This window comes from Endozoicomonas acroporae (assembly GCF_002864045.1).
Taxonomy (GTDB): domain Bacteria; phylum Pseudomonadota; class Gammaproteobacteria; order Pseudomonadales; family Endozoicomonadaceae; genus Endozoicomonas; species Endozoicomonas acroporae.
Window position 1 is genome coordinate 1 of sequence record NZ_PJPV01000252.1, and the last position, 754, is coordinate 754.

Genomic DNA, 754 nt, shown 5'->3' on the forward strand with positions numbered 1-754 from the left:
CAGCAACCTGGTCGGTGCCAGTAACTGGCCACAGGATACCGCCACGGATGGCACCATCAAGGACCTGATGATCCTTGACAGCACCCTGTCGGCCAGCGACATCAGTGAGCTTTACCAGCTCGCCCAGAGCGACGACTTGCAGTCCTTCGTGACCCCGCTGGGCATCAGTGAGAGCGCCCAGCCGGGCACCGTGGTGGGGCAGGTGTCGGCCAGTGACGCCAATGGTGATAGCCTGACCTTCAGCCTCACTGACGATGCCGGTGGTCTGTTTGCCATTGATGCCAATACCGGCGCAATCAGTGTCGCCGGTGCCCTGGATCACGACAGTGCTGACCGCCATCAGCTGACCGTGCGAGTGACCGATGCGTACGGTGCTTTCAGCGAACAACCCTACACCGTGTCGGTGGCGCAGGATCCCTACCAGGATCTGCAGCTGGACACCAACCTGGTGCGTAACGGCGATTTCACCACCGACGAACACTGGACCATGACCGGATCGGTGGAGCTCTATGATAATCGCCTGGCGTTTAATGGTATCGGCGCAGGTGGTGCGTCAGACGGCGTCGTGGAACAGGTGATTCAGGGCCATCCGGACATCAATTACAGTCTGAGCCTGGATCATGGTGCTGCCTGGTCGGACGGGCCGGTGTCCGGTCAGGTGGACGTGATTGATGAAACCTCCGGTGAAGTGCTGGCCACACAGGCATTCAACAACGACTCCATGACCCTGCAGACCCTGAACCTGGCCTTCACC

At 60.2% G+C, this 754-nt stretch carries 1 protein-coding gene; it reads left to right on the forward strand.

Annotated elements, in window-relative coordinates:
* The coding region (locus CX664_RS24805) for a cadherin repeat domain-containing protein (RefSeq protein ID WP_146000348.1) at positions 1–754 on the forward strand (754 nt) is incomplete at both ends.